Annotated in this window: 29 protein-coding genes; 28 read left to right on the top strand and 1 reads right to left on the bottom strand. The window is 66.7% G+C overall.

Annotated features, from left to right (window positions below; translation table 11 throughout):
* Positions 1 to 276 (top strand): hypothetical protein, encoded by a 276-nt coding sequence (locus ACZ50J_RS02335; protein WP_464299681.1) that lies wholly within the window; start codon positions 1 to 3, stop codon positions 274 to 276.
* A gap of 389 nt (positions 277 to 665) precedes the next feature.
* Here the strand turns inward: ACZ50J_RS02335 and ACZ50J_RS02330 are convergent, their stop codons facing one another.
* Positions 666 to 872, bottom strand: a complete 207-nt coding sequence (locus tag ACZ50J_RS02330) for a hypothetical protein (RefSeq protein WP_464299680.1) — start codon at positions 870 to 872, stop codon at positions 666 to 668.
* Between the two features lie 749 nt (positions 873 to 1,621).
* Between ACZ50J_RS02330 and ACZ50J_RS02325 the strand changes: the two genes are divergently transcribed.
* The 27 genes from ACZ50J_RS02325 to ACZ50J_RS02195 all read left to right on the top strand — a co-directional run bounded on the left by ACZ50J_RS02325 (position 1,622) and on the right by ACZ50J_RS02195 (position 25,436).
* Positions 1,622 to 1,756, top strand: a complete 135-nt coding sequence (locus ACZ50J_RS02325; protein ID WP_464299679.1) for a hypothetical protein — start codon at positions 1,622 to 1,624, stop codon at positions 1,754 to 1,756.
* Positions 1,753 to 2,322, top strand: coding sequence for a hypothetical protein (locus ACZ50J_RS02320; RefSeq protein WP_464299678.1), 570 nt, complete (start codon positions 1,753 to 1,755; stop codon positions 2,320 to 2,322). Before ACZ50J_RS02325 ends, ACZ50J_RS02320 begins: the two co-directional genes overlap by 4 nt.
* Positions 2,319 to 3,440, top strand: coding sequence for a hypothetical protein (locus tag ACZ50J_RS02315; protein WP_464299677.1), 1,122 nt, complete (start codon positions 2,319 to 2,321; stop codon positions 3,438 to 3,440). The genes ACZ50J_RS02320 and ACZ50J_RS02315 overlap by 4 nt, the downstream gene beginning before the upstream one ends.
* Positions 3,437 to 3,631: a hypothetical protein gene (locus ACZ50J_RS02310; RefSeq protein WP_464299676.1), complete on the top strand. Its 195-nt coding sequence runs from the start codon at positions 3,437 to 3,439 to the stop codon at positions 3,629 to 3,631. Before ACZ50J_RS02315 ends, ACZ50J_RS02310 begins: the two co-directional genes overlap by 4 nt.
* Positions 3,628 to 3,948, top strand: coding sequence for a DUF7352 domain-containing protein (locus tag ACZ50J_RS02305; RefSeq protein WP_464299675.1), 321 nt, complete (start codon positions 3,628 to 3,630; stop codon positions 3,946 to 3,948). Before ACZ50J_RS02310 ends, ACZ50J_RS02305 begins: the two co-directional genes overlap by 4 nt.
* A complete protein-coding gene (locus tag ACZ50J_RS02300) occupies positions 3,948 to 4,514 on the top strand; it encodes a hypothetical protein (protein ID WP_464299674.1) in 567 nt (188 codons plus the stop codon). Before ACZ50J_RS02305 ends, ACZ50J_RS02300 begins: the two co-directional genes overlap by 1 nt.
* 871 nt (positions 4,515 to 5,385) lie before the next feature.
* Entirely contained in the window at positions 5,386 to 5,868 is a 483-nt protein-coding gene (locus tag ACZ50J_RS02295; protein ID WP_464299673.1) for a hypothetical protein, read from the top strand.
* Complete coding sequence (locus ACZ50J_RS02290) at positions 5,840 to 7,453, top strand: hypothetical protein (protein WP_464299672.1); 1,614 nt, start codon at positions 5,840 to 5,842, stop codon at positions 7,451 to 7,453. The genes ACZ50J_RS02295 and ACZ50J_RS02290 overlap by 29 nt, the downstream gene beginning before the upstream one ends.
* 16 nt (positions 7,454 to 7,469) lie before the next feature.
* Positions 7,470 to 8,792: a phage portal protein family protein gene (locus ACZ50J_RS02285; protein WP_464299671.1), complete on the top strand. Its 1,323-nt coding sequence runs from the start codon at positions 7,470 to 7,472 to the stop codon at positions 8,790 to 8,792.
* Complete coding sequence (locus tag ACZ50J_RS02280; RefSeq protein ID WP_464299670.1) at positions 8,789 to 10,060, top strand: head maturation protease, ClpP-related; 1,272 nt, start codon at positions 8,789 to 8,791, stop codon at positions 10,058 to 10,060. Before ACZ50J_RS02285 ends, ACZ50J_RS02280 begins: the two co-directional genes overlap by 4 nt.
* Before the next feature lies 1 nt (position 10,061).
* Entirely contained in the window at positions 10,062 to 10,442 is a 381-nt protein-coding gene (locus ACZ50J_RS02275; RefSeq protein WP_464299669.1) for a capsid cement protein, read from the top strand.
* A gap of 15 nt (positions 10,443 to 10,457) precedes the next feature.
* Positions 10,458 to 11,378, top strand: coding sequence for a phage major capsid protein (locus ACZ50J_RS02270; protein ID WP_464299668.1), 921 nt, complete (start codon positions 10,458 to 10,460; stop codon positions 11,376 to 11,378).
* Positions 11,378 to 11,761, top strand: a complete 384-nt coding sequence (locus tag ACZ50J_RS02265; RefSeq protein WP_464299667.1) for a hypothetical protein — start codon at positions 11,378 to 11,380, stop codon at positions 11,759 to 11,761. Before ACZ50J_RS02270 ends, ACZ50J_RS02265 begins: the two co-directional genes overlap by 1 nt.
* Before the next feature lie 42 nt (positions 11,762 to 11,803).
* Positions 11,804 to 12,220: a hypothetical protein gene (locus ACZ50J_RS02260; protein WP_464299666.1), complete on the top strand. Its 417-nt coding sequence runs from the start codon at positions 11,804 to 11,806 to the stop codon at positions 12,218 to 12,220.
* Positions 12,184 to 12,870, top strand: a complete 687-nt coding sequence (locus ACZ50J_RS02255; protein WP_464299665.1) for a hypothetical protein — start codon at positions 12,184 to 12,186, stop codon at positions 12,868 to 12,870. The genes ACZ50J_RS02260 and ACZ50J_RS02255 overlap by 37 nt, the downstream gene beginning before the upstream one ends.
* Positions 12,871 to 12,872: 2 nt before the next feature.
* Positions 12,873 to 13,178, top strand: a complete 306-nt coding sequence (locus ACZ50J_RS02250; RefSeq protein ID WP_464299664.1) for a hypothetical protein — start codon at positions 12,873 to 12,875, stop codon at positions 13,176 to 13,178.
* Positions 13,178 to 13,552 (top strand): hypothetical protein, encoded by a 375-nt coding sequence (locus ACZ50J_RS02245; RefSeq protein ID WP_464299663.1) that lies wholly within the window; start codon positions 13,178 to 13,180, stop codon positions 13,550 to 13,552. Before ACZ50J_RS02250 ends, ACZ50J_RS02245 begins: the two co-directional genes overlap by 1 nt.
* Positions 13,553 to 13,633: 81 nt before the next feature.
* Entirely contained in the window at positions 13,634 to 14,305 is a 672-nt protein-coding gene (locus tag ACZ50J_RS02240; protein ID WP_464299662.1) for a phage tail tube protein, read from the top strand.
* A gap of 106 nt (positions 14,306 to 14,411) precedes the next feature.
* The gene (locus ACZ50J_RS02235) at positions 14,412 to 14,666 is read left to right on the top strand and encodes an SAP domain-containing protein (protein WP_464299661.1); all 255 of its coding nucleotides are present in this window, start codon (positions 14,412 to 14,414) and stop codon (positions 14,664 to 14,666) included.
* Positions 14,667 to 14,670: 4 nt separating this feature from the next.
* Positions 14,671 to 14,952, top strand: coding sequence for a hypothetical protein (locus ACZ50J_RS02230; RefSeq protein ID WP_464299660.1), 282 nt, complete (start codon positions 14,671 to 14,673; stop codon positions 14,950 to 14,952).
* Positions 14,953 to 14,989: 37 nt separating this feature from the next.
* Positions 14,990 to 15,334 carry a hypothetical protein gene (locus ACZ50J_RS02225; protein ID WP_464299659.1) on the top strand — a complete coding sequence of 115 codons (345 nt, stop codon included), beginning with the start codon at positions 14,990 to 14,992 and terminating at the stop codon, positions 15,332 to 15,334.
* A gap of 50 nt (positions 15,335 to 15,384) precedes the next feature.
* On the top strand, positions 15,385 to 15,759 hold the full coding sequence (locus ACZ50J_RS02220) for a hypothetical protein (protein ID WP_464299658.1): 375 nt from the start codon (positions 15,385 to 15,387) through the stop codon (positions 15,757 to 15,759).
* A gap of 6 nt (positions 15,760 to 15,765) precedes the next feature.
* Complete coding sequence (locus ACZ50J_RS02215; protein ID WP_464299657.1) at positions 15,766 to 19,629, top strand: aggregation-promoting factor C-terminal-like domain-containing protein; 3,864 nt, start codon at positions 15,766 to 15,768, stop codon at positions 19,627 to 19,629.
* A 123-nt stretch (positions 19,630 to 19,752) separates the two neighbouring features.
* Positions 19,753 to 20,658, top strand: a complete 906-nt coding sequence (locus ACZ50J_RS02210; protein ID WP_464299656.1) for a phage tail family protein — start codon at positions 19,753 to 19,755, stop codon at positions 20,656 to 20,658.
* A gap of 28 nt (positions 20,659 to 20,686) precedes the next feature.
* A complete protein-coding gene (locus ACZ50J_RS02205) occupies positions 20,687 to 21,664 on the top strand; it encodes a hypothetical protein (RefSeq protein WP_464299655.1) in 978 nt (325 codons plus the stop codon).
* Positions 21,664 to 23,238, top strand: a complete 1,575-nt coding sequence (locus ACZ50J_RS02200) for a hypothetical protein (RefSeq protein ID WP_464299654.1) — start codon at positions 21,664 to 21,666, stop codon at positions 23,236 to 23,238. The genes ACZ50J_RS02205 and ACZ50J_RS02200 overlap by 1 nt, the downstream gene beginning before the upstream one ends.
* Positions 23,238 to 25,436: a hypothetical protein gene (locus ACZ50J_RS02195; protein WP_464299653.1), complete on the top strand. Its 2,199-nt coding sequence runs from the start codon at positions 23,238 to 23,240 to the stop codon at positions 25,434 to 25,436. The genes ACZ50J_RS02200 and ACZ50J_RS02195 overlap by 1 nt, the downstream gene beginning before the upstream one ends.
* The last annotated feature ends 4 nt before the right edge of the window (positions 25,437 to 25,440 follow it).

Raw genomic sequence — 25,440 nt, 5'->3', positions numbered from 1 at the left:
ATGTCCGAGTTCACTGTTTCCAAGGACGGTCTTCTCGTCGACTCTGACCTGTGCCCGATCCAGGATCTGCGCGTCCACACGGAAAAGCGGTCGTGGATCCACTTGTTCGCCACCTACACGGTGCTCGCTCGCGAGAGCGGGGAAACACTGCGGATCCACGACGCTCGCGTCGGCCGGACCATCGCCTGGTACCCACCCGGCGGCTGGTACGCGATCGAGGTGCTCCGGTTCTACCGCGACGGTGACGATCCGCCGCCCCCGGAGTTGGGGAAATGACACCGCACCCGCACATGACCGTCTGTATTCGCTTCCGGTGGAAGGAGATCCGTGCCCTGGCTCAGAGTTGGCGACAAGTTCGCCACACACCCGCGGCTGATGGCCGTGTTCGGGCTTCGGGCTACGGACGAGCGGAGCGTGAACGAGGTCGCGGGTTTCGTGGTCCGCCTGTCAGCGCAGTCGGCATCGTTCATGACGGACTACAGCATCGACCTCGGCACAGCGCAGCTCCTGGGCGGTTCCCGCACACGGCTCCTGCTCCGCCAAGCAGTGCAGGCTGGCCTCCTCATCGAGCACGGCGGGCGGTCCGACAAGCACTGGACGATCGCCGAAGACACGGACCTGGTCCACATGCGCTCCAAGGCTGAAGTCGAATGGGACCGGCAACGTCACCGCGACGTCCGCAACCCCCGGCTCACCGTGCCCGTCCGCAAACGCGACGGCGACGCCTGCCGGTACTGCAACAGATCCGTCAACTGGTCCGACCGCCGCGGCGCTCGCGGCGCGACATACGACCACACCGTGCCCGGCAGCCCGGCGACCGTCGACACGTTCGTCGTGTCGTGTGGTGGCTGCAACTCGTCGCTCGGTGACATGGACGTGGAGACCAGAGCGGCTCGGCTGCTACCGCCACCGCTCAATCCCCTGTATGGCAAGGACACTCTTGCCTACCTCGAACGGCACGGCGTGACCGTGTCCCAACCCGCGCGACCCGGTTCCTCGGAGCCGGACACCGCTGCACTCCGTGCGCGAGCTGAGTCGACGGACTCGGCCACCGCGACGACTGCAGGACCCCGTGCGCGAGCTGAGTCGACGGACTCAGTGACTGCGACGACTGCAGACCCCGCGCGACCCGGATCTTCGGAGCCGGGCACCGCTGCACCCCCTCAGACGCGACCTGAGAGCCACGGCTCGGATACCGCGTTCGCTCAACGTGGCAACGACCCACCGCCCGATTGGGCGTCCGGCACTGGGCACTCCCCGCCAGACCAACTAGGTCAGTACAACTTTCCAGCCTCGCTGCCGGGTCGGGTCGGGACTGGTAGGGGCGGGGAGGCAGCCCGCATGTCCTCTGGTGGGGGATCTGTGTCTTCTTCACGTCGTGGCCGTCGAGGTCGTCGGCGCTCGTAGTAGCACCTGTCTACCTGTGGTGGGTGGTGGGTGATCTGGCAGGCATGTGGGCTTGCTGGGTTCGTCCTCTGGTCGTCGCCTTGGGCGTCGGTCTTGGAGGTGATCCTTCATGGGTCAGTTGTTCCCTGCTTCTCGCAGGTTGACGTGTGGTTCTGAGGCTGGTGCGGCTGCGCATTTCGCTGCGGGTGAACGCTCCTGCGCGTGGTGTGAGTCGGTGCAGGCTCGTCAGGCGATCTTGGGTGAGCGGCTGATCCGTGTCCCGGAGCCATCGGTCGAGGACTTGCTCGAGCGGATGGTGCAGGTCGTCGAGCAGGCGTTGAGCTCGCCACCGGATCGGGTCGTCGCGTGAACGCCCGGTTGAACGGTCGGCTGATGTCGCCGGCTGCCCGCGATATCGCACGGCTCGCGGTCGATCGCGGCCTGGTCGTCTCGGAGCTTCGTGGCAAGTCCGGTCCCCGGATGCGAGCGGAGCTCCTCGAGGCCGGTGGTGCGTCGTCGTTGTCCGATGTCGAGTGGACCGAGGTCGCGGCGTTGTTGCTCGACGCGACGGAGAAGGCGGCGCGGTCGTCGTCGGCCCACGCCTCGAGCGCGTGTCGTATGTGTGGCCAGCCGGTGCGGTGGGTCCGTACGACCCGTGGCCGGTCGATGCCGTTGGACCCGTTACCGACGATCGCCGGCAACGTGCGCCTGCGGGCGTCGGGATCGCAGGTGCTCGCGTTCGTGTCCGGGAATCAGGATCTGCCGTTGGACCAGCCGGCATACCGGGCGCACGCGGCGACGTGCCCGCGTGGTCATCGGCCGCTGGCCGCGGTGAAGGATTCTCGTCCGCGTTGCCGGGTGTGCGGCCTGGTGATGGATCAGCAGATGTATGCCGACGGTGAGCGGACGCATCCGACGTGTGGGGAGCAAGAGTGACAGTGACCGCGGCCAGCAGTGACCCGGTGATCGGCTTCCAGCGGCGGAAGTCGTTGGCGGAGGTCGTCGACGAACTGCTCAAGGGTGTGCGCGACCAGGTGCCGGTCGACCACGTGTGTCGGCCGACCCGGTGGCAGCGGTGCTCGCACACTCTCGGCGCCCGCACTCCGCTGCTGGATCGGTTGGACGAACTGTCGATGCCGGCGCAGGAGATGATGCCGGCACCGGACGCGCCGTCGATGATCCGCTCGGTCGGTGGCCGGTCGATGCTGAACCGTGGTGGCCGGGTCGGTTCGCCGGCCCCGTGGTCGTCGACCGCGGCCGAGCTGCTGGACGAGATCCTCCGCGGCGCGCTGGCTGCGCAGCGTGAGGCGCGGGTGGCGTTGGAGCTGGAACCGTTCACGGTCGCTGTGCTGCGACCGGTATGGCCGCGGCCGGCCCGTCCGTCTCTCGGGCCGGTGCACGCTGACCCGTGGTGCGGGCATGCGTCGTGTCGGTCGATCGCCGGCGTCGAGATCGCCCGTGTGCCCGGCTCCTCGGTCGCACTATCCGACGCTGGCCGGCACGCACTGCACGGGCTGCCGGGCCTGGTGCGTCTGCTCGCGGACCGGGATCACCCGCTCGGTGTGCGGATCCGCGGCGAGCGAGAGATCCGGACGCAGGGCAAGCTCGAGGAACGCGTCCGCGGCTGGCATCAGCGCGTCCTCGAGCTGATCGGTCACAACCTCCCGCTCGAACGGCTCCCGCAGCTGCCGAACCCAGACCATCGCCGCGCCGACGTCGACTGGCTGCCCGACTTCGGGCCGGTGTGTGAGTCGCTGCTGTGCGGGCATCCGTCGTGCGACGCGATCCGGTGGCCACCAACACCTGGCCGTCGCCTCGGCCCAGTATGCGCGTCGTGCGCGCACTCGTCGTGCCGGCGCATCCGTGCCGGCGGCCGTCGCTGGCTCGCGTGGCTGTGCCCGACCTGCTGGGCGGACTCGCTGCGCCGCGACCCGGTGTCGGATGAGGTGCATTGCCTTCGCCCGTCGTGCGTCGACGAGCACGGTGTCCGGTCGTCGTGGCCGATGGCTGCCCTGCAGGAAGGGTCCGAGGATCCGTGGGGTGACTGGCCGTGAGGCGAGTGACGACAGCGCAGGCCGCTCAGCTGGTGAACGTGCACGAGCGGGCATTCCAGATCTGGGCACAGCGTCGCGGCCTGCAGCGCATCGATCAGGTCCGGCTCGGCCGGGCAACCATCAACATCTGGGACGCGGACGAGGTACTCGCCGCGACGGGCACCAACCCCGAACCATGGAGGAAGCAATGAAGACGATCTGGCGATACGACCTGCTGGCCGAGGACGACGTCCCGCTCGAGGTACCAGCTGGGGCCACCTTCCTACAGCACGTCGTCGCATCTGACCGTGTGTCGAACGGCTTCACGGTGTGGGTCGAGGTAGACACCGACGCGCCCTTCGTCGAGCGGGTGCTGCACGTGTACGGCACCGGTAATCCGAAGCCACCAGGTGGCCGATACCTCGCGACGTACCGGCTCGGCGGGATGCTGTGGTTCCACGTCTTCGAGGAGGAGGCAACGTTGATCCGTTCGCTCGACGGATCGGTTGTCCGTGAGGACCGAGGCTGATGGTGCGTGACGTGGGCGACTTCCTCGCGGATGCCGACGACGTGATCGACGATTGGGAGTCGGCAGCCGATGCCGCGTCGTGGAGTGCGGATGGCTCGCACGAGTACGACACCGACGGCGACTACTACCTGTCTCGTGCGCACTGGATGACGGACCTCCTGCGGCGGGCTATCAGCAACGCACTCGAACAGTTCGCGGTTCTCACGGAGGACCTGCCGAGTGCCTGGTCCACGTACGAGATAGCGACCGGTGAACCACGACGTCCACTGCGCATCATCCGGGACGAAGCACAGCTGTTCATCGCACCCGTCGGCGCGCCGTTGCCTACTGCGGCCGCGGCCGAGGCTTGGTCGAGGATTCGTGCAGTTGCGTTCGGTGGGCTCCATGCCGCTGATGCCCCGAGCTATGGACAGATTCCGAGCTACCACGCCATTGGTCGCGCGGTCGGGCTCAACGTCGCGGAGCCGGATGCGTCGACCGCCGACGACGATCGTCCGGCCGTCCCTCGTCGGCGAGGGCTTGATGCGCAGCGCAGTCCTTTCGGTCCGCAACGTAGGAGCCACTGATGCCAAGGCCGAAGGCTGCGACCTACGTCGAGGCGTGGAGTGATCTGCGGCGTGCGCTGGTTGTGTTGTGCAGTCCATTGCTTCGGCGGGTGAACCGGGTCGATCATGCGCTCACGAGTAGGAGCCGACGTTGACGGCCCGGCTGCCGCGGCTCGATGGTGTCGAGCACGAGGCCGGCTGCCCGGACCTGGCGAAGCCGTTGCAGTTCGCTGGCTCGTCGACCAGGACCTCGGGGCACGTGTCGTCGACGCGGTTCTCGGCTCGGTGTGGTTCGTGCTCGTTGCACGTGATCCTGTCGGCGACCACTGCCTGCGACACGCGCGGAAGGCACTTGCCGGAGGTCTGAGAACGTTGGGGCTAGAGTGAATGCCAGCGGACGACCTATATCCGCTTGAGCCTCGGTCATCGTCGTGATGGTCGAGGCTTTCGCGTTGCTCGGCGTCGAAATTCGTTGCGGCTGAATAAAATTCGGCGTCTCGGAGTCGCCGCAAGAGTCCCGCCCTCGTTCTCCCTCCCCCCGTAGGTCGGCAACATTCGCCCGGTTTGGGCAACCCCGGGGGCCTTCGCGAAGTTAGGTGGCGGCCAGATGCCCATACCGGCGACGTATGGCTCCGATCACCAGCGTCGGCGCGAATTGGAGATCGAGGAGGCGTACAACACGCCCTGTCCCCGTTGCGGACTGCCGATGCTGCGGGGTCAGAAGCTGCATTACGGCCACACGCAGGATGCGGCCCTCTCCCCCGGTTCGAAAGCTGACAGGTTCGAGCACGCGGACTACGAAGACTGTCCCGAAGGTGGCAACACCGCCGCCGGCGGACGACTCGGCAAAACGATGCAAGATCTGAGGCCTTCACGGAAGTGGTGATCCCCGATGCCGCCGAAGAAGCCCGAGAAGGATTCGCGGCGCTCGCGGGCGCAGGTCATCGAGCGCGATCGGGAAGCGTTCGAGCTGCGCCGGCAGGGCAAGAACTTCGACGACATCGCGACAGAGCTCGGCTTCGCGAACAAGGGCTCGGCATACAAGGCGTACGCGCGGGCGATGGCGCGGGGCCGGGTCGACGGCACATCGGTCACGGACGACCGCGAGCTGGAGCTCGCCCGCCTCGACGCGTTGCAAGCCGAGGTGTGGAAGAAAGCGAGCCGCGGCGATCTGAGCGCGGTCGACAAGGTGCTGAAGATCATGGCCCGCCGTGACCGGCTCAAGGGCCTGGCCGTCGCCGCGCACGCTGCATCACGAGGTTCGGAAAGCGACCGAGGCGGCGACCCGTCGAAGGTCGTCGTCGCCCGTGACCGGTTGGACGAGATGAGGGAGAAGCGAGAGCGGGATGCGGCTAACCGATCTGCTGGCTCCTGACAAGGAGTACTCGCTCGCCGATCTCCCCCTGGGTGAGCAGGAACCGACGCACCGGTTGGTGCCGCCGGCGCAGTACTCGCACGGGCACGACGCGATCGATTTCGCCGAGTACTGCGGCTATGACCTGTATGAGTTCCAGAAGAACGGTCTGATCGACGACCTGGGCTGCAACATGGTCGAGCAGCGGGACGGCAGCCTCGTCGAGCGCTGGGCAGCCGGGGAGACCGAGGAGATCTGCTCCCGACGGAACGGCAAGTCTGTTCGCCTCGAGGTGATCATCCTCTTCGCACTGTTCATTCTGCGCGAGCCGCTGATCATGTACACCGCACACCGGGACGACACCGCGGAGAAGATCTTCAAGAGCATCGTCGCGGTGCTGAAACGAACGCCGAAGCTGTGGGCCGAGGTCATCCCGGCCGGGCCGCGCTACACGAACGGCCAACGGGCGATCGAGTTGAAGACCGGCGAGATCGTTTATTTCCGAACTCGCACAACAGATTCCGCCCGCGGCCAGGGATTCAAGCGTCTGATCCTCGACGAGGATCAGAACCTGACCGATGAGCAGATGGCCGCGCTGATGCCGCTGGTGTCCGGTGAGGAGAACGCCCAGATCAACTACGCCGGATCCGCCGGCGGGCTGGCCGCGACGGTCCAGGCGTCGCTTTGGCGTGACTACGAGTTGCAACGTCGCAGCCTGTGTTACCGCGGGTGGCATGCCGACGCCGACAACGAGTTCGACGACCTGGGCCTGGTCGCCCGCATCAACCCTCGGCTCGGCCGGGGTCTGACCTATGAGTTCGTCGCGAAGGAATTCGCGCGTATGACGCGACCCGACTTCGGTCGGGAACGCTGCGGCGTGCAGACGTACCCGCGCCGCGACGGCATGTCCTGGGTCATCCCGAAAGAAGCATGGGACCGCGCCGAAGACGTCGATTCGCAGCCAGCACCGGACACACCGCTGCACCTGGTGCTCGAGGCGGATCCGGAGCTCGAGCGAGGCACGATCAGCGTCGCCGGACGCCGTGTCGACGAGGCGATGCACCTCGAGGTTGTGCAGCACGACCCCGGTGTCGTCTGGATGATCGAACGCACCAAGGAGCTGCGAGACCGCTGGGGAGCGACCGTATGGCTCGACCCGAAGGGGCCGCTGGGCTTCATGACCGGCGACCTCGACGACGCCGAGATCAAGTACAAGACCTTCGAGGCCGGAGACCTGGTCGCGTCGGCCTCGTGGATATACACCGCGGCGAATCCGCCTCCGAACCCTGACGATCCGGGCGAACGGCCACCGCCCACGGTGCGGCACCGCGGGGCGCCCGTCCTGACGAACGCGCTCGCGGCCGCGCAGACTCGCAAGCTCCTCGACCGGTGGACGTGGCGGCGCGCAGTCGCGACGGGCGCCAACCAGGGCCCGGTCGTCGGCTGCAGCCTCGCCGGATGGGCCGTCATCAAGAGCGAACGCGCACAGACCGGACCGCCGCCGCTGCCGCGCAAGGCCGGCGGCGACCGAGCAGCGACACGGCAACCGCCGCGCCGCCACCCCCCGCGCCGCGGCAACTTCAACCCACAGAACGTGGATTTCTGACCCTGGGAGGTGACGCGTGGCGTCTTCGTCGTTCCGCCCGAGCCGTGCTCTGCGGCAGGCCTCCGCCGTCAGGGCGGAGAAGCCTCTCCCCCGCAAGACGCAGCGTGCGGTCCGCGAGGTCGGGTATGCCGTCGCGGATCCGGGCACGGACTGGTGGCAGATCGGCTCGCTCGATGACGAGACGACGCCGGAGCTGCGTTGGCCGCAGTGCATCCCGGTGTATGACGCGATGCGCAAGCAGGACGCGCAGGTCGGGTCGGTGCTGCGCGCGGTCACGTACCCGGTCCGTTCGACCAGGTGGTGGATCGACCCGGCCGGCGCTCGCGACGAGGTCGTGCAGCACTGTTCGCAGGATCTCGGCATCCCGGTCATGGGCCAGGACAGCGTCCCGGGCCGCACCCGAAACCGGTTCTCCTGGTCGTTCCACCTACGGCACGCCCTGCTGATGATCCCGTTCGGGCACATGTATTTCGAGCAGCTCTACGGGATCGACGACGCGACCGGGCTGGCGCACCTGCGCAAGCTCGGCCCACGGATGCCGCGGTCCATCGAGAAGTTCAAGGTCGCCCGGGACGGTGGGCTGGACGGCATCGTGCAGAAGCCGCCAGGTCTCGCGACCAGCAGTGCGCAAAACGAGATCTTCATTCCGACCTCGCGCCTGGTGGCGTACGTCAACGAACGCGAGGGCGGCAATTGGGCCGGGACGTCGTTGCTGCGCACGGCATACAAGAACTGGCTGTTGAAGGACCGGGTGCTGCGCACTCAGACCTCGAGCATCGACCGCAACGGTATGGGCATTCCGCGCTACACCGGCGGGCCAGACAACACCGACGAGGAGCTCGAGCACGGCGAGCAGCTCGCGGCCGACGCCCGCGCTGGCGACAACTCGGGTATCTCGATCCGCAACGGCTCGATGTTTGATCTCGTCGGCGTCGACGGCACCCTGCCGGACACGATGAAGCCGATCCAGTACCACGACGAGCAGATCGCTCGCGCGGTGCTGGCGCACTTCCTCAACCTCGGCACCCAGACCGGATCCTGGGCATTGGGAACGACCTTCGCGGACTTCTTCACCCAGTCCCTGGTGGCGGTCGCGACTGACGTCGCGGACACATTCACCGGTCACGTCATCGAGGACCTGGTCGACCTGAACTGGGGCCCTGACGAACCGGCCCCGCGGCTGGTGTTCGAAGAGATCGGCAGCAACGCTGCTGCGCTCGCGACGGCGATCAAGACGCTCGTCGACGCGAAGGTCCTCACTGCGGATGAAGGTCTGGAAGCTCACACCCGGTTGGCACTGAAGCTGCCCCGCAAGTCAGAAGGAGACGACGCCGCATGACCACCAACCCCCTGCAGGTGATGCAGGCCCTGAACGTCGAGGGCCGCAAGTGGTTCACCATCGAACCGGTTGCTGCCGCTGATCAGTCAGCTTCGAAGTCGGCGAAGATCCGACTGTATGACGCGATCGGGTACGGCTGGTTCGGCGTCACGTCGAAGGACTTCGTCGACGAGCTCGACGCGCTCGACGTCGACGAGATCGAGCTGCACATCAACTCCCCCGGCGGGTTGTGCAGCGAGGCGATCGCGATCAAGAACGCCCTTGCCCAGCACCCGGCGACGGTGACGGCGTATGTCGACGGTATGGCGGCGTCCGCGGCTACGATCGTCGCGCTGGGCGCCGACGAGATCGTAATGCTGCCGGACTCGGAGTTCATGATCCACGACGCCTGGATGGTGTGCGTCGGGCCCGCCGCAGACATGCACACGGCCGGCGATCGGCTGGACCAAGTCAGCAACAACATCGCCGCGATGTACGCCCGCAAGGCCGGCGGAACCCGCGATGAGTGGCGCTCGATCATGTCCGACGCGGACGAGACGTGGTACTCGGCCGAGGAAGCCGTCGAGGCTGGCCTTGCCGATCGCGTCGACGGCGAAGCCGACCCGGAAGAGTCGGCCGCCGCCAAGGCCAAGCTCGCCGACGCCGCCGCGGCCTTGTTCCAACATCCTGGCCGCGCAGCAGCACCCGCCCCCGCCGCGCTCGCGGCCCGAAAGCCCCCGGCCGCGTCCGCGTCCGGGTCCACGTCTCAGGGGGCCGCAGCGGCGTCCGGGGACACCAATCAGGAAGGAGCTGCGATGTCGCGTATCACCGACGAGCAGTCCACCAGCCTGGCGCAGCGGCTCGGTGTCTCCGATGACGCCGACGGCGACACGATCCTGACCGCGCTCGATGAAGCGCTGCAGGAGCGGGCCGACGAGTCGAACAGTGGCCAGGGCAACACCGAGGGCGTGGTCGCGCTCGACGAGGAGGCTTACGAGCAGCTGCGCGCAGATGCCAAGGCGGGCCGTGAGGCACGTAAGGAGCAGCAGTCGCAGCACCGCCAGGGTCTGGTCAAGGCCGCAGTCAGGGACGGTCGGATCGCCCCTGCCCGCACAAAGCACTGGATCAAGTCCCTCGAAGCCGACCCCGAGGGCGCCGAGGCATCGCTCGCGGGTCTGGAGAAGGGTCTGATCCCGGTCGACGAGCTCGGGCACGACGACCTCGACGACGCCGAGGGCAAGCCGGAGGACCTGTACAACCAGGTCTTCCCCGAAAGCACGGAGGCCTGACATGTCCGACTACACACCGGTCTACGCCGAGTCGGCGCAGCCGATCACGTTCACCGCGTCCGCTGCGGTGACTGGCGGGCAGCCCGTCGAGATCACCGGCGACATGGAGGTGGGTCCGGCTGCTGCCGGTTCGACCAAGCATGTCGGGGTGGCAGCGTTCGACTGCCCCGCCGGGCAGCGCGTCACGGTCCACACGCCTCGCGGCAATGTCGAGGAGATCGCGGTCTCCGAAGCGGTCGCCGCCGGCGATCACCTGCAGGCCGCTGGCGCCGGCAAGGTCAAGAAGTTCACCGTCGATACCGACCCGGAACCGGCCCGCATCGGGCTGTGTGTCCAGGGCCAGGCGACCGCCGGTTCCGTCTGCCGTTACCTGACGGTCTGAGCGAAGGAGATTCTCATGGGTGGCATCTACCCGAGCGCCCCGAAGCAGTCGGATGTCGACATCCGGGTGCTGTGGCGCTTCCTGCAGGACCCGACCTCGGTCGGCCGTATGGTCAACGACGTCAACGCGGACACGTTCCTCAGCGACTGGTTGTTCCCGACGACGATCGAGACCAACGGGGCGCTGCTGTACGAGGTCGGCGAAGGAGCGTACGTCGATCGTGATCCCGAGGAGATCGCGCCTGGCGCTACGTACCCTCGGGCCAAGCCGACCGACGGCACCGCGGCATTCGCTCGCGTGCCGAAGATTGGTGAGGATGTGCCGATCACGGACGAGGCGTTGCAGGAGTCCAAGCGCGACGAGTTGCAGCGCGCTGCGCAGCAGGTCGGGCGCAAGGTCCGCCGCGGCATCGACACGCCCGCGGTCCTCGGCGCTGCCGCCGCGGTGACGAAGACCATTGAGGCGCAGGCTGATTGGACGACCTCCAATCAGAAGGCGTGGTTGGACATCATGCTCGCGGTCGCCTCGATCAACGACGAGGACGAAAACTACGAGGCAGACACCGTGCTGCTGTCGTGGACGTCATACGCGTGGGCCTCGTACGGTCTGCTGCCGGCACTGCCGCGCGAGGGCCAGAACGGCGTCATCAACACCGGCAAGCTTCCGGTGGTCGCGGGTCTGACGTTCGCGCCGGCGAAGCTGCCGGTCGGCGTCGACTCCATGGTGCTGGACCGCAAGGTCTTCGGCTCCAGGGCGTTCCGTCGGATCCCGTCGCCGGAGTACTCCGGCGATCCGGCGACCGGCATCGAGACCTGGGCCGGACGTGACCCGAAGCGCAACGACGCGTGGCTGCTGCGTGGTCGTCGGCCGATGATCTCGGTGGTGCGTGAGCCGCGCGCGGCCCGCCGCCTCGTCAACACGGGGGTGAGCAACTGATGGCATCGCTCAAGTACTTCGCCACAGTCCACGACCTCTCCGTGCAGGTGAACGGCAAGGAGAAGCTCGTCAAGAAGGGCGATGCTGCCCCCGACGGCATCGACACCCGCGTCCGTGACGCTCTGGTGCGGATGGGCTTGCTCACCGCGTCCGAAGCGCCACGGCGCGGTTCTGTCGACGACACGGCGACCGTCCCCAACGACCCCGAGGTGCTCGTGATCGACACGAGCAAGCTCCCGGCGGACGGTGACAGCCGCAAGGTCTGGGAAGCATTCGCCGCGAATGCGGTCGGCCTGTCCGCTGAAGACGCGAAGGGCTTCAAGACCAAGCCGGAGCTCGTCGAAGAGATCAGCAAGCGGTTCGCCGCGAAGTCAGGCAGCTGACCCGAAAGGGTTGTCTCGTACCCCGATAGGAGGTGCCCGGCCATGGCCTTGTTCGAACCCACGCAGTTGAAGAACTGGCTGCACTATGCGGAGGAGTCCGACTTCTCCGAAGAAGATGCAGTGGTCGCCGAACAGGTCGTGGCCGGGTGGCTCTCGGATGCCGCTGACGTCGACGACGTCACCTCACTCGGTTCTCAGGTCATCGGGTCGCCGCGGTTCAAGGCGTGGGCGATCGAGCTCGGCGGCATCGCCTACGAGAACCCGACGTCGATGTCATCCGACGGTGCCGCTGAGATCACCTCTCAGTGGCAGATCGACCGCCGCCGACAGATCCTCGACAACGTCAAGGCTTGGGCCAAGAACCGGCCCGGCGCGACGTCCACCATCCCGATGCCTCGAGGCCGGTTCCCGAAGCCGGCGCCGTGGCCGGACAGCCGCGCTCGCGGACCTCGCTGCTGATGGGCCGCATCAGCCCGCGACTGTGCACCCACTCGGTGACCGTCGCACCGTTCGACCGCATCGACTCGATCGCCGGCACATGGGGATCGCCGGTCGACGTCGACCACGTCCAGGTCAAGCACTCCCGCGAGACCCTCGTCGTCGACGGCAACTCGATCATGGTGTCGCTCATGACGATCCGGATCCCGCCGCGCGCCGCGCAGGATGCGCTCGAGGCGCTGTTCTCCCCGGACGCGCAGGTAACGCACCGAGGCAACACGGCCTGGGTGCTGACCTGCGAACCGGTCTACACCGGCAACTCGATCGCGTTCACCCGCGTCACGGCCGGCGACCGGCGCCCTGCCGGCGGCGCCATCGAAGCCACGGTGACGCTGCTGCGCACAGGCGGCCGCAACTCCGACGGCGACCCCACCGACGTGCAGGAGATCCCGAACGTGCCGGCGCTGCTCATCCCCGGAACGACCAGCGAGCCGCTCGGCCGCGCTGACGAAACCGTGACCGAGGCAACCATGCTCGTCGACGGCGCTCTCACCGTCCGCAACACCGACCGCGTCCGCATCACCACCACGGCGCTCGCGGGCGTCTGGAATGTCGCCGGCGACCCGTCACCGGCCGGTGACCGGCTGAAGGTGCCACTCAGGAAGGAGTGACCATGTCCGACGTTCGTGTCGAACCGAACCACGCCGGCCGTGACCGGATGCTCCGGTCAGAGCCGGTCGAGGAAGCGTGCATGTTCGCCGCAGAGACCGCTGCCGTGTTCGCGGCTTCGATCTCCCCGGTTCTCACCGGCGAGTACCTCAACTCGTTCGAGGTCGAGGCTGCACCAGTCGAGGTAGACGGCAAGACCCGCGCCGGCGCTCGCCTGGTGAACCGGGCACCCTACGCGTGGGCAGTCGAGCGTGGCCGCGGCGCACACCACGTCCTGTCGCGCACTGCGGCGTTCGTCGAGGGCGGCTGATGGGTTACCGGTTCCCGGATGCCCGCCGCGGCGTGCGGGCGCTGTGCGAGCCGTTCGGCACGACTCACTTCTACCTGCCGGACGGGTGGGAGGGCGACCTGCCTGCGATCTGTGTGTATCGCACGGGCGGCACCGAGAGCGGTGTCATGCGTGACGACCGGATCCAGATCGAGACCTACGCCAAGGGGTCGACCGCCGCGAATGATGTCGCGATGGAGATTCACGAGGCGATCGTTGGCCTGCCGCACGACGTCGAAGGCATCGGCCTCCTGGACAACATCGCCGCCTTGGTGATCCCGGACGAGGTGCCATACAAGTCCGACGACATCAGCCTCGTTACCGCGTCATACCGCGTCTCCACCCGCGGCCACTGAGCCGCCGAGAGTTTCACACCCGCACACCGTTACGCCCCTGGATCGGGGTTAATTCCTATGCCCTGAAAGGGGATTCACATCATGGTCGATACACCGATGACCTTCGCGGAGTTGAAGGATCTGGCTGACACTCCGGCGAACGTGCGCAAGGCCCTGCAGGGCGTGACGTTCCTCGCGCCGATGGACGCCGAGCTGCCGCTGAAGCTGCTGGACGCCACCGGCAAGCTCCTGGCGCTGCCGGCACTCGACGGCTGGTGGCCTCTGGGCATCGTGTCCAAGGACGGGTACGAGCTGGCCCGGGACATCTCCAAGGACGAGGTCGAGGGGTATGGCTACTCCGACTCCGTCCGGGTCGACATCTCGAAGGCGGCGAAGTCGCTGAAGGTGACTCCCCTGGAGTCCGACAAGCGGCAGCAGCTCGAGCTCGCCTACGGCATCGACCTCTCGCAGATCACCGCTGACGCGACCACGAAGGAGATCGTGTTTGAGGAGCCGGACATCCCCGAGTCCGGCGAGTACCGCCTCCTGTCGATCTTCATGGACGGCACCGTCGCGAAGCCGTACTACCGCGGGTTCGGGTTCGCCAAGGCCAAGCTCGGCGACCTCGGCTCGGAGAAGTTCGCCGCGGAAGATGCCCGGTCGATGGAGCTGACCCTCGACGCGCTGACCGGTCCCGAGGGTTTCTCGGTGCGTCACTACATCGGCGGCGCCGCGTTCGACCCGACCGCGCAGGGGTTCAAGACCGCGGCCTGAGCACCACCACGAGTCGCAGGCCGGGGGTTACGCGGGTGTGCCCCCGGCCTGCTCATGTCTGTCGCACCCGCTGTTCCAAACCGACAGCACGAGAAGGGAATTCACCATGCCCCGATTCACCAAGGGCGAGGGCGACGACCAGCAGGTCGTCGAGACCAGCAACGCCATCGAGGGCGCACGACTGCGCGCATCCGGGTTCGTCCAGGAGCAGGAAGCACCCGACGACTACGAGTCGATGAAGGTGTCCGATCTGAAGGCCGAGATCGATCGCCGCAACGAGGGCCGCGCCGAGGAAGACCAGATCCCCGTCACCGGCAACAAGGCCGACCTGGTCGACGCGCTCACCGCGGACGACGAGTAGCGCGATGACCGACTACGAGGTGCCACGGACTCGAGTAGAGATCCGCGACCGCTCAGACGCGCCCCTGCACAAGCCGAGCGCGTCGCGCATCTTCGTCAACGGCGCCGAGGTCCTGGTCGAGAGGGACAGCCTCGATTTCGGAATGGATCGATCCGGGCAGGCGGTCGCGGTAACGCTCCGGCTGCTACCGACCGAGCTCGTGTTCACGCACGAGAAATCGCCCGACGCTGAGCCGGAAACCGACCCGACGAGCGACGACGTCGTCCGTTCGGACATCCCCAAGTAGCAACACAATTCACCCGCACAAGAAAGGCAGCACCCGCATGACTGACAACGACAAGCCCAAGGTCACCGCAACCCTCAAAGACCTCGACAACGAGATCGCGCAAGACCCATTCATCTACATGACGAGGGCCGGCAAGCGCGTCGTGTTCCCTGACCCGAGCGAGATGGACTGGCGCGAAGCCGAGGAGTTCGGGCGCGCCATGCGCGACCCCAACTCCAACGGCGAGAAGTTCCTGATCAAGTACCTCGGCAAGGACGCGCTCGACGACCTGGAGCAGGACATCAAGACCTACCGGCAGATGTCGAAGTTCATGGAGCTCGTCGTCGAGCACTACGAGGCCTTCTTCGGTACCCCGGGAAAAGACGACGCCTCGAAGAACTGATCGGCCACTACAAGGCTGAGATCCGCGCCGACCTCATGGACGAGTACGGCGTGGATCTCGCCATCTGGTGGCATCAGCGCCGGTGGGTGGCGCTGCTCGACCTGATCGAGCAGCTCCCGACAGCGTGCCGGTGGCGCGAGGCAATGCACAAGGACCCGGAGTACGCCCGCCAAGTGCTCGCGTACGAGGACAAGCACGGCGATCAGCAGTCGAAGAAGTTGTGGACGCCGCCCTGGTCCGAATTCGACACCACCGCGATCGAGCTGCGGGAGATCGTCAATCTTCTGCACGGCATCGGCACCGGGTTGGGCCTCTTCTCTGGCGGCAAGCCGTTCCCCGAACCCGAGACGGCGCTCGCCGTGCTCAAGCAGCGCCGCGCTGATCACGAAACCGACCTGATGATCGCCCAGCTGCTGGGGAGGTGATGCGTTGTGCCGTTCGGTGCCGCCACAGATGTTGCCTACATCGAGGTCAAGCCCTCCATCAAGGGCTGGGACAAGTCCGTTCGCGGCACGATCGTCTCTCCTGTCACCGAACGCGCGGGACGCGACGCCGGCGACAAGGCCGGCGGCGCGTTCCGCGGCGGCTTCTCTCGGGCCACACACGCGGCCGGGTCGCTCGTCAAGGGCGTCCTGGGCGGCGCGGCGCTCGCCGGCGGGGCTGTCCTCGGTACCGCGCTCACGAAGGGCTTCTCGCGCCTCGAGGCGATCGACGATGCCCGGGCGAAGCTGACCGGTCTCGGCAACACCGGCAAGCAGACCGACGCGATCATGAAGAACGCCCTGGCGTCGGTGAAGGGCACCGCGTTCGGAATGGACGAGGCCGCGACCACGGCGGCTGGTGCGGTCGCGGCCGGGGTGAAGCCCGGCAAGGACCTGCAGCGCACCCTGTCGTTGACCGCGGACGCCGCCACCATCGCCGGCACCTCCATGGGCGACATGGGCTCGATCTTCAACAAGGTCGCCACGTCGAACAAGATCCAGGGCGACACCATCGCGCAGCTGTCCGACAAGGGCGTGCCGGTCGTGCAGTTCCTCGCGAAGTCGCTGCACAAGTCCTCCGACGAGGTCGTGCAGTTGGCGTCGAAGGGGAAGATCAACTTCGCCCAGTTCCAGACCGCCATGCAGCAGGGCCTCGGCGGCGCGGCACAGTCGTCCGGGAAGACCTTCTCCGGCGCGATGAAGAACATCCAGGCGTCCCTCGGCCGGATCGGCGCCGGTCTCCTCGGTGGGATCTTCCCGCACCTGGCACCGACGATCACCCAGATCACCAAGGGGATGGAGCCGCTCGAGGCGAAGTCGAAGGTCATCGGCGACCACATCGGCGTCTGGCTCGGCAAGGGCCTGCAGAAGCTCCCGGTGATCATCTCCGGGATCAAGCAGAAGTGGGCCGAGTTCCAGTCCGGGATGAAGGACGGGCAGAGCTTCACGATCTTTCAGAAGCTCGGCAACTGGGCCGCGATCGCTGGCCGACACATCTCCCCGTTGGTCTCCAAAGTCAAGGGCTTGTTCTCGGCCGCGAAAGGCGGCGACGGCGGTGCACAGCTGGGCGGATTGCTCGACAAACTGAAGAACGCCGACTGGTCATCGCTCGGTGAGTCGCTGAAGAACATCGGCTCCCAGCTCGGCAAGCTCCCCGCGCTCGGCCCGGTCGTGGCATCCGGAATGTCATTGTTTGCAACGGTTCTCGGCTTCGCTGCTGATCACGCAGGCCTGCTCGCGAAGGTGTTGCCGGTCCTGGTCGGCGCATTCGTCGCCTACAAGCTCGCCCAGGTCGCGAACCAAACCGTCGGCCGACAGTCCGTCATCGGGTTCTACCTGCAGATTGCCGCTACGACCGAGCTCGCGGCCGCCAAGTTCGTCGAAGCTGCTGCGACCCGTGGCGCGACGGCGGTGAAGCGGCAGGAGCTCGCCGCAACTGGCGAGCAAACCGCCGCTACAAACACTGGCATCCTCGCATCGGTTCGGCAGCGGGTCGCCACCGTCGCGTCGACCGTGGCGTCTCGCGCGCAGGCAGTTGCGCAGCGCGGCGCCGCGATCGCCACAGGTGTGCTCACGGGCGCTCAGCGGCTCCTGACCGCAGCGTTCATTGGTTCCCCGATCGGCCTCATCGTCGTCGGCCTGATCGCGCTCGCTGCCGGACTCGTGTTGGCGTACAAGAAGTCCGCGACGTTCCGGGCGATCGTGCAGGGAGCGATGAACGGCGTCAAGGCAGCCGCGGTCGCCGTAACTGGTTGGTTCACAAGGTCTTTCGTCCCATTCTTCACGAAGACGATCCCGGGCGCCTTCCAGGGCGTGCTGAATTTCGTGCGCAGCCACTGGAAGCTGATCCTCGGTCTGATCACCGGCCCGATCGGCGCCGCCGTAATCCTGGTCGCGTCGAACTGGGGCAAGATCCGGGGCTTCTTCTCGTCGGCCTGGTCCTGGGCGAAGGGCACCTGGTCGAAATGGTGGGGCGGGCTGAAGACCATCCTGCTGGCGCCGGTGAAGGCCGGGCAGTGGTGGATCTCGCACTACATCGCCGCCGTCCGAGCCGTCTTCACGGGCGCATGGTCGTGGGCGACAGGCACTTTCCGCAAGAGCTGGGCCGGGTGGCAGGCGCTGATGACGAAGCCGGTCTCAGCGGCCCGGGACGCGATATCGAACGCGCTCGGGTGGGGGAAGAACGGCCTGCGGACCATTTTCAACAACGCCGTGTCCGGGATCGGCAAGATCTGGTCCGGGCTGAAGAAGGTCATGACGACGCCGCTGAACAACGTTATGGGCCTGATCGAGAAGTTCGCGCACGCGGTCGGCAAGATCCCCGGCCTCGGGTCGTTGAAGAACATCAAGTTGCCGCGGTTCGGTGATGGCGGCAGCGTCGCCAACGGCGGCGGGCACTCGGTGTTGCCAGCATTGGCTACCGGCGGTCGCACCGTCGTGCAGGGGCCGTGGCGCGGGCCGAAGGCCGACAACGTGCTCGGCGTCGATGCGAACTACGACGCGGTCGCAATGGTCAACCCCGGTGAGTGGTACCACAACGTGGCTGCGACCCGGTCCATGAGCCGCCACTTCCCCGGCTACCTCGAGCACATCAACCGTTACGGTCGCCCGCCTGGGTTCGCCGGCGGCGGTATGCCGGGCAGCGGGCAGTCGTGGCGGTGGCAGTGGGCACAGGTGCACCGGGCGTTCCCCGACGCGCAGCTGACGTCGGCATACCGTCCCGGCGCTCGTACCGCGGGCGACGGGCAGATGTCGTATCACGCGATCGGCCGCGCGATCGACCTCGGCGGGTCACGCTCGATGCTGACGCAGATCGCGAAGTGGATCTATGGGCACTACCGCAACCAGACCCACGACCTGCTCTACACGCCGCTGTGGGGCAACAACGGGTTCTACAAGGGTGGTTGGTTCCCGCAGCACGGCAACACGATCGCGCAGCACCGCAACCACGTTCACTGGGGCCTGGAGACCGCTGCCGGGATGCTCGACCGATTGAAGGGTGTCGCCTCGGCCTCCGGCGGTGGTGGGATCTTCGACTGGATCGCGGACAAGGCATTCTCGGTCCCGAAGAAGCTGTTCACCGCAGCGATGGGCAAGATCCCGGCGTCCGGTATGGCGAAGATGATGATCTCTGGCTTCACCGGGAAGATCGTCGACGCGGTGAAGAACTTCGTCACCGGTCACGCCGACGGCGGCGACATGACCGGCCTGGGCGGATCGGCGCCGGGCAATTCGCTGGCCGCGATCGCCATGGGCAAGAAGATGGCCGCTGCGCGCGGCTGGACGGGTCGGCAGTGGTCGTCGCTCTACAGCCTGTGGAACGGCGAGTCAGGGTGGAACCCGCGGGCGAAGAACGCGTCTTCGGGTGCGTTCGGTATCCCGCAGGCGCTGCCCGGTTCGAAGATGGCCGCGGCCGGCCGGGACTGGGCGACGAACGGTGCGACCCAGATCAAGTGGGGCCTGGGCTACATCCGCAGCGTCTACGGCACACCGGCCGCGGCGTATGCGAAGTGGCTCGCCCGGCGACCGCATTGGTATGGCACCGGGACGAACTCGGCGGCACCCGGACTGAACGTCGTCGGCGATCGCGGCCCGGAGCTCGTGTTCGAGCCGTCACTGCGCATGTTCCGCGGCGGTGAGCGGGTCCTCGACGCGAGCAAGACCCGCGACCTGCTGGGCGGCGGCGGTCGTGGTGGCGACAACTACGAGTTCAACTACCACGGCGGCAACCCCAACGACGCGAATGCGTTCTTCCGGGACTTCTACTTCGACATGATCCGGACGAACAACGGCGGGAGGTACGCGGATGTATGACGTGATGGTGGGCGATGACGGTCCTGAACTGGTAGTCGCCGCAACAGTTTTCGGCGCTCGTGAGCGAGTTCTCACACCGGCCGAAACCGTTGTCCTCCTCTCGACGGGCAGTGACTGATCGTGGTGACCGTTCTGCAGGAGGAGCAGTGGGAGCTGCTGTCGGGTGCCGACAGCTACGTGTTCGGCAACGGCACGCAAGGCATCATCGTCAAGGGAGGCCTGGACTACGGCAGCTCGGAGATCAAGACACAAACGGTTGACCGGTCGCAGAGCGACGGGAGCATGTTCGGCCGGGACACCAAGACCGGCCCGGAGTGGTCGCTCACGGTGCTGGTGCAGCACGGTCTCGACGTGTGGCCGGTGCTGTGGGAGTTCCAGGCCGCCTGGGACGCCGTCAGTGTTCGTGCCGAAGAGGGTGCGGTGTGCACGCTGCGGTACCGCCGGGGCGGGCGAACGATCCGGATCACCGGGCGCCCACAGAAGTGCGGGATCGTCGCGCGGGACAAGCGCAACCACAAGGCACAGCAGATCGCCTGCACGTTTCAGCTCGAGAACCCGGAGGCGTACCTCGAGCCCGAGGACGCCTCGACGCGCTCGCTGACGCTGAACCTGATCGAGGCGGAGTCCGACGGCGGCGTGGTGTGGGACGACGACCTGACCTGGCCGATCGACTTCGACGACACCAGTCAGGCCCGCGTCGGTGAGGTGACGGTCGGCGGGTACCGCGCGGCACCGTTCAAGGTCGTCATACACGGGCCGGTGACCGGGACGCTGTCGAAGATCTACCTGTCGGGTGACGGGCGGGCGATCCAGACGTCGGCGACGCTGCAGCACGACCAGACGCTCGTGATCGACACCCACACCCGGACTATCACCAAGGGCGGCATCTCGCAGGCCGGCACCTTGTCGCGGACCTCGTACCTGTCGGCCCGCCTGCAACCGGGTCATCAATTCATCAAGTTCGACGCCGTGGACCCCACGAACACCGCGTACGCGGTCGTGACGTGGCTGGACACCATCCCGGCCTGAAACTCTTACGACACAAGGAGATTCACTCATGGCGATGACTGCTGCCACGGCTGTCGACGGCGGCCGCGCGAATGCCGCGGCGATCCGGCGCAACCAATGGAACTCGACTGGCGGCGCAACGGGCATCACCACCCCCGGCGACCTGAAGGTGACCGCTTTGTCGGTGCCGGGCACAGCGGTGAACATCGCACCGGGTGGCGGCACGATCGCCTCCACCTACCCGACCGCGGGCAAATGCGAGTCCTACGGCGTGAACAACGACGCGACGTTCCAAGTGCAGATCCCCGGCGGCATGCCCGCGGACATGAACTGGGCCGTCATCATCCGGATCGACGACTACCACTACAACGGCGGAACCAAGCCGACGGACCCGAAGACGGCGCTGTACAACAAGCCGGACGTGGTCTTCGCTGCGAACCTTGGCGCGCTGATCGATCCGTATCTGCTGCTGGCGACAGTCTGGGTTCCGAAGAACAAGGCCACGATCACCAACGACATGATCACCGACCGGCGCGAGGTGACAGCGCCGCGAACGAAGCTCGTGCCACGCACGAACGCTCTGCTCGACAGCGAGACCGAGCAGTTGACGAACACGACCGACGCCGGGGAACGGTTCCCGAACGCCGGCGGTCTGCAACGCATCGACGTCCCGTACTGGGCTACCCGCATGGTGGTCACGGCGCATCTCGACGGCATGCTGGTCACTGCGGCCAAATGCACCGGCCGGTTGTGGATCGCGTGGGGCGACGACGACGGCAGCGGCGTCTACTTCGTGGAGAAGACACAGGAGGCCAGCTACGCCTCCGAAGCCAACGCCAACGCGTCCCGGATCGACAAGCGCGTCTCGGACTACGTGGCGATCCCGGCGAAGTACCGCGGCCGGTCCAACGTCGCGTTCGCGACGATGGGCCGGGTCGTCACCGGACAGGGGCCCACGATGGACGGACTGTCCGAGGTGTCCCTCGACGTGTGGTTCGAAGAAGTCGCCGATCCGAGCTACACCTGATGGCGACGCCGAAGGGGTGGCACTACTTCGCCACCAACCTCGACCGGGCCGGCGGAGAAACACTGGCGATCAACGACCTCGAGCTGTCCGGCGTGCAACTCTCCTCGACCCTGTCCGGCCCCGGCGGGCTGAATGCCACGATCCCACTCAAGGAGAAGCGGATCGTCGGCAGCGACGGCTCACCGATGCTGAAGCCGTGGCAGTCAGCCGTGTACGCCGAGCTCGATGGCGTGATTCGCGGCGGCGGCATCATCACCGGCGACCTGGACCTCGACGACGGCCCGGCCGCGTTGTCCTGCCAAGGGTTCTCGGCATACCCGACCGGCGACCCGTACGAGGGTGCCGATAAGAACTACGTGCAGGCGGACCCGTTCGACATCGCCCGAGCGTTCTGGAAGGACCTCCAGGCCCGCGCCCGGTCGAATATCGGCCTGTCCGTGGTGTGTTCGCCGTCCTCGACGCCGATCCGCCTCGGCCGGTTGCCGGTCGAGAAGTGGACGACCATCGATCTCGACAAGCTGGAGAAGGCCCACGCGAAGGCGCCGCTGCTGCCGGCCGGGACGCCGTTCATCTACACCTACACCGATTACGACTCCTCCGGGCACGCCCGCAAGGTCAAGCGGTACGGCCTGGCGTCCCGCACCAGCTACTACGCAGGGGACGCGTTCCCTCAAATGTGGTGGGACACAGGCGCTTTCACGACCAACCGCGGCAAGCTGCTGATCTGGGACAACGGCAGCATCGAAGAGCAGTACGTCTACGACAAGGCACACGCCGTGTTCCCCTCCGGGCTGGTCGACGGCGTGATCAAAGACGCCAAGGGCAACATCACTTGGGCGATCTTCGGCTATGTCACGACGACGGTCCCGAAGGCCGACACCGACGGCACAGAGCTCAAGCCGTACCCGCTCAACGCCTGGGACACCCTCGACATGGGCGACTGGTGGAACAACCTCTACAAAGACGGCGGTTTCGACTCTTACGAGACCATGGCGTGGGCGGACGGGCACACCCCCGACAGAGAGTCCATGCAGGTCGGCGACCCCGTCGACATCGACCACACCCTGCACCTGGGATACCCGACCGTCGGCGTCGACTTGCGCGACTCCCCGCATCACCGGTTCGAGATCGGGGAGAACGTCTTCACCGTGCCGACCCTGTCGTTGTCGGCCTCTGACTACTGCGACCGTGTCCTGGTCGTCGGCGCCGGCCAAGGACGCTCCGCCGTACGCGGCCACGCCACCGTCCCCGATCAGGGGCGCCTGCACCGCACCAAGGTGACGTCAGACGCGTCGATCAAGACGACGGCGCTCGCAATGAAAAGGGCCGCGCAGATCGCGTCGTCGTATGCCGGCGAGCAGAACATCAGCGAGCTGAAGGTCCGCAACCACTCCTACGCCCCACTCGGGTCGTATAGCGAGGGCGACACGATTCAGGTGGTCGGCTCCGGCCGCGGCTGGGTCGCCAACGTGGATCTGACGCTGCGGATCAAGGACATCGCGATGAACCCGGACGAGGGCGACACGGCGATCCTCTCCGTAGCGCGACCGGACAAGTTCGGGGCGGAGGTCTGATGCCGACTGACTTCCGCAAGAAAACGATCGAGGAGATCGTCGCCCGTGTCACCAAGGACGTCCTGCGGGCTCAGTCGAGCAATCTCGCGCAGTCGACCATCGAGGATGGCCCGCTGCCGGTGAATGACTGGGCCGGCAATGAGATGTCGCGTCTCGGCTCGCAGGGCGATGGAACCTATGCGCCGGTCGTGTTCTCTGGGCCGACGCCACCGACACCGACTGCAGCGATCGTCAGTCAGAACAACGTCGGCGGGTTCACCGCGACTTGGGACGGCGGCTACCTGGACTCTGACACGACCGGTATGCCGTTGGACGCGGCCCGGGTTGAGATGCACGTCACCGGCTCGGTGGACACTCCGCCGGACCTACTCCCAGCAACCACAACCCGGTTCGGCACGATCGAGTCGCTCGGCGGCGGCAAGGTGTCAGTCAACCACGACGCCGGCGACTACTTCGTGTGGTTGGTGATGCGCTCGCAGGCGGGCAAGGCCTCGGACCCGTCCGAGCCGGTGCCGGTGTCGATCACGTCACCGTTGGATCACGACGGCGTGATCACGATCATCGAGCAGGCCGGCACCGGTAACCGGGTGTTCTACTCGACGTGGGCAGCTACCGACGTCGACCACACGCAGCCCGGCACCAAGGCCGGTGACACGTGGCGGCAGATCGAGCCGTCGCCGGGCACGAACATCGTCGCTGAGTGGCGTTGGGTCGACGACCAGTGGGTGTCTCAACAGCTGTCGTCGGACGCGATCGCGAACCTCGACGTCGGCAAGCTGACGGCCGGGATCATCCAGGTCGCGATCGCGCTCGGGTCTGCTGGGTCGGTGTATGCCGGCGACCTGCAAGGGGTGCTGGCGGGACTGTTCGGGGATGGCTCGTTCCGGTCGTACTCGATCAGCGACGACGGTGTGCAGTACCTGTCGGTGACCCTGGGCGGGCTCGGCGACAACCGTCTGGAGTTCATCAAGGAGCCCGGGCAGCCGCCGGTCGCGTCGATCGGCCCGAAGGGTGACATCTCCGGCAACTCGGTCCACTCCGACACGGACATGTTCATCAGCGGCATCCCGGTCGCTGGCCGACTTCTCGACCCGTCCGGCCCTCTGGGGTTCGCCGACCTCTTGTCGCGCGGCATGCGTGCCCGACCGGACTTCAAGTCGCGGGTCAGCGGGCTGACGATTCAACCCGGGGGCTCGGTCTCCGGGGTGGGACAGTTCGCGGTCGATCTCGTACCGGGTCGCTCGTACCGCTTCTCGATGCCGTGGCGGGGCTACATCGCGAAGCAGGGCACGAACACGATGGTTGATGTGTCGCTGCGGATGTTCTGCACGATCGCTTCGACGCCGGGTGGTATTGCCAGCGACCCGACGGTGTCGGACATCAACGTGGGCCAGCAGTCGATCGTCTACCCGTCGATGGGAACCGGCGTCGATGACGTCCTGGCGTTCGAGTTCGATGTGCCGGCGACGGACGACAACTTGCCCCGGCAGTTCAAGTTCTTGCTGGGCCTGTGGTCGATGTACGGCACCTTCGCACCGGACGTCACCAACTTGGTGTCCCTGTCGACCTGGGTCGGGACGCTCGAGGACATCGGAGTAACGCCGTTCGTCGTCCCGGTGACGGCACCGGGCGCCGGAACTGTCACGCAGTACGTGACCACGTGGAAGGCATCCGATTCTCACGCCTGGTTGTCCGACGGGTCGCGCTACGACACCGGCACCGGGTCACGTCCGGCCGCAGGGTCGCTGCTTCTGCAGGGTGGTGGCGTTCCGGGCAGTCACTCGGCGATCTTGTTCAACGGCAACGGATACCTCGGCGAAGCCAAGACCGTCGGACAGGCGTTCTCTGGCGCGACGATCAACAGGCTCGAGGTGTTCCTGTATCAGACGTGGGTCGAGGACGACGGCAGCGACGGCGACGATCCACAGGTTGAGGTCCGCAAGTGGACGGGAACCACCCTGCCGTCCGCCCAGCCACCCCCGCCCTCGACGCAAACCGGGATCACCAAGCACTACTACTCAGCTCGATCGCAGGGTGCTTGGTTCGACATCCCCACGACGTACATCAACGGCGCACAGACCGGCCTGTGGATCGCGTCCCCGGATTGGGCCGGGCCAGGAGCTCATTCGAATCTCGCCGGTGCCGCGTACAAGACGGCTTCACAGCGCCCGTTGCTCCGGGCGACCTACACCCGTTAGGAGA

The sequence above is a fragment of the Flexivirga sp. G2 genome (genome assembly GCF_055397625.1).
Note: the sequence above shows the minus strand (reverse complement) of the source record. Positions and strands in the feature narration are given on the sequence as shown.